General features: G+C 32.1%; 2 protein-coding genes and 1 pseudogene. All 3 read left to right on the top strand.

Features of this window, described 5'->3' with window-relative positions:
- Positions 1–388 precede the first annotated feature (388 nt).
- Positions 389–1,973 (top strand): annotated as a pseudogene (locus KI369_RS27865) (M3 family metallopeptidase).
- Between the two features lie 30 nt (positions 1,974–2,003).
- Positions 2,004–3,002, top strand: coding sequence for a phosphotransferase enzyme family protein (locus KI369_RS27860; protein ID WP_212958875.1), 999 nt, complete (start codon positions 2,004–2,006; stop codon positions 3,000–3,002).
- 21 nt (positions 3,003–3,023) lie between these two features.
- The coding region (locus tag KI369_RS27855; protein WP_212958873.1) for a 5'-methylthioadenosine/adenosylhomocysteine nucleosidase at positions 3,024–3,760 on the top strand (737 nt) is incomplete at its 3' end.

Raw genomic sequence — 3,760 nt, 5'->3', positions numbered from 1 at the left:
ATAAATTATCTGCGAAATATTATAAAATATCCGTTGAAAATAAAATGAATCTATAAAAAAATTAGTCGAAAATTCTAATAAGTTGTAAAGGGTTATCCAAAAGAGTAGTATATTTTTTGCCTTTTGGATAACCTTTTTTATTGCTATTCTATAATTCCTGGTTGATATGGTGGGTTTCCTTTTATTAGAAAGTAATAATTTTTCCAGTATCAATACCATTCATCTGTTTATGTTATGTGCATTTCAGTAGCAGAAGCAAGGAATATAAATAAAAATGCGTATATAAAAATCTAAACATTTAAAGATATTAAAATTTTTCCATTTCATATATAATTGTTTTTGGGGAAATATCTGTAACTATTTGTAAAAATAGGAGGCGGCTATAAAAATGCACAAAATTGCTAAGTGGGATTTAGAACGATTGTATTCGAATGAGGATGTTCTAGTACCAATATTTGAGTTGAAAGAACAATATTTTATAACGAAAGATATAGGGATTCTTTCAAATCTTATACAATCTATTGAAAAAGCAGAATACTATTTGTATTGCCGATCAGCTGAAGAAAGTGTTTCATCTGACATTACTAGATTGACTGTAAAAGTGAAGGAACTAAAAAGTGAAGTGCAGCAAGTAATACAACAAAGTGCAGTGGAGATTACCGATAATACTAGGCTAATAAAAGATGAACTTCATGCGTGGGAAAATATGTACATACAATTAAGGGATAGGATAGAAATAGAGCACAATAATAAGCAATTATCATTTGGACAAGCAAATAATATTGCAATGAATAGTGATAATGAAAAGGAAAGAATAGAAGTATTTGAGTTATTAACAAGTGCTTTACATAAGGAAAAAGAAATATTTGCTACTGTATTAAATCAAATAGGGAGATTGCGTAATACAAAGAGTAATGAAATAGAAGATAAAGAGATTTTAACACAATCTCTTCATACAAATGGTATTTCGGAAACTGTATTATTACAAATATGGAATGCGACAGAAGAAAATCTAGATAAATTAGTTAGTGCTCTAAATGTTTATAAGAAAGGCAGAGCTTCGATTACATGGCATGAACTTATGACAGTAAAGGAAGATTAATAAGGTTATTATACCTTTTTCAGTAGCAGTACAAAACATATACGATGCATTAAAAAATATAGATGAAGAATTAGCAGAATTTGCACGTAATGCGATAGAAAGTGGTTGGATAGATGCAGAACCGAGAGAGAATAAACCCCCAGGTGGATTTTGTGCTCCTTTTTTCAGTGAGAAAGAATCTCGAATCTCTATGCGTTATGACGGAAGCATCGATAGTGTAAGAGTACTTGCCCACGAACTAGGACATGCTTGGCATTTTTATAATATGAGTTTTGAACCATCCTCTTCTTTTTTAGATGATTATTTGCCAATGAGTACGGCTGAATCAGCGTCTATTTTCTTTGAAATGCTGCTTATAAATAATCTAATTCACACAACAGATAGTATAGATATGAAAAAATTATTGCTAAGTTGGAAAATAAGAAACTGTTTTAATTATGTAATGGCAATTCGAGCATCGTTCGAATTTGAGAAGAACTTTTATGAAAAATGTAAAGAAAGTCCTTTAAGTGCTGATGAAATCGAGAAATTATCTATAGCAGCGCAAGAAAAAGCATATGGAAATGCATTATCAGAATATCAGCCATTTGTTTGGATGAAATATGTCCAGTTTTATATAGCAGATGTTCCTTTTTATAATTATCCATACACATTTGGCTATTTAGCTAGTTTTAGTTTATTAGAAATAGCTAAGGAAAGTAATAGAACTTTTCATTCGAAATATAAAAAGTTTTTACGAGAAACAGGAAAAGCTCCAGTGGAAGAACTTATGAAAAAATATTTAGAAATAGATATAACGAGCTATGAATTTTGGGATAAAGCTTTTAGACAAATTTCTAAAGATATTGATGAATATTTGCAACTTATGTAAAGAACGTCAAGTTAAGAAAGGATAAGTAAGATGATTGAGCCATTATGTAATAAACAAGCTGCAATGATTTTTCAAGAGCTGAAAGTGGAGTGTGAGTCTTTATTTAAGTTTAAAATTCGAAATGCAATACCTATTCATCGTGGTTGGTTAAACTTAAAGTGGAAACTCGAAACGGATGTAGGGAACTTTGTATTAAAGCAATATAATAAAGAACGATATAAGTTATATGACCCATTGACGTTATTGCAAGCATTACAACAACAGCAAAGATTACATAATAATAGTGTAAGATGCCCAAAATTGTTAACTTATAAAAATAATGTAATGCATATATCAAAAAATGATGAAAGATTTATAGTATTAGAACATAAAGAAGGTAATCTAGTCTCACCAGGAAAGGTGAATGAAAAGGAAATCCACTCTCTTGGTCAGACGATAGGTCATATGCATAAATTGTTAAATGACGGCACTTTAATAGAAGGAGAAAACCCTAAATTTGTTCCGCCTACTAAAGAGGAAAGGTTGACACATTGGGAAGAGAAAAGGAGAGAAGCAGAGAAGCTAGGAAAAGAGCACATTCTTCCTTATATAAAATTACAACAAGAGGCAACACAATTGGTAAATGTAGATCAATTTTATAATAGTAAAAAAGGATGGGTGCACCGCGATCTATGGGTAGATAATTTCTTATTCCATAACGATAAAGTCTCAGCAATTCTAGATTTTGATCGTATGGATTATGATTATGTAGAATTGGATATTGGGCGTGCGGTTATATCTTGTGCCTTACATGATAGGGAGTTAAATAAGAGTCTTGTTGTATCATTTTTAGAAGGGTACCGCAATGAATTAGACTTTCCAGTAGGGAATATTGTTCGGGCAATTCAAATGCTTTGGTACATGGAGAGTACTTGGTGGATTCATGCCAATATGGATCAGCATAGTTTACCACCTTCACGTTTTGCGGATGAAATGAATTGGATAGCTGAAAATTACGGTGCATTACATAACATGTTGGCAGGCTTATAAGTGAAAAAGGAGACTATATTCATGAATAAAATCGGCATTATCGGAGCAATGCAAATTGAAATAGACTTACTTTTAGAAAAACTAGTTGTAGAAGAGGAACAAACAATTGCGGGAATACCTTTTTACATTGGTGAATTCATGGGAATAGAAATAATTGTTGCAAGATGTGGTGTAGGGAAAGTTAATGCAGCCGCATGTACGCAAACGTTAATTCATAAATTTGATGTAGATGCTATCATCAATACGGGTGTTGCTGGGGGGCTACATCCAGATGTAAAAGTTGGCGACATAGTTATTTCAACGAATGTAACTCATCATGATGTAAGTAAGACTCAAATGAAAAACTTATTCCCGTTCCAAGAGGAGTTTTACGCAAGTAAGAAATTAATGGAGTTAGCACGTACTGCATGCAATAGTAGTAGTTTACATATTGGGATTCATGAAGGAAGAATTGTAAGCGGTGAATGTTTTGTTGAAGATTCAAAACTAAAGGCGAAATTAATAGATGAATATGCACCGCATTGTACAGAAATGGAAGGTGCAGCAATTGGACATGTTGCTTACATAAATGAAGTACCGTTTCTCGTAATACGATGTATTTCTGACAGTGCAGACGATGAAGCACAAATTTCTTATGATGACTTCGCGAAAACGGCCGCAAATTATTGTTCAGAAATTATCGTTGAGATGTTGAAAAATATATCGAGTAAAACTTATAGTTCAAAAGGGGAGAATGACATGTTACAAGCATTAATTTT

Source organism: Bacillus sanguinis (genome assembly GCF_018332475.1).
Taxonomy (GTDB): Bacteria; Bacillota; Bacilli; order Bacillales; family Bacillaceae_G; genus Bacillus_A; species Bacillus_A sanguinis.
This window is presented reverse-complemented; position numbering and strand designations above follow the sequence as displayed.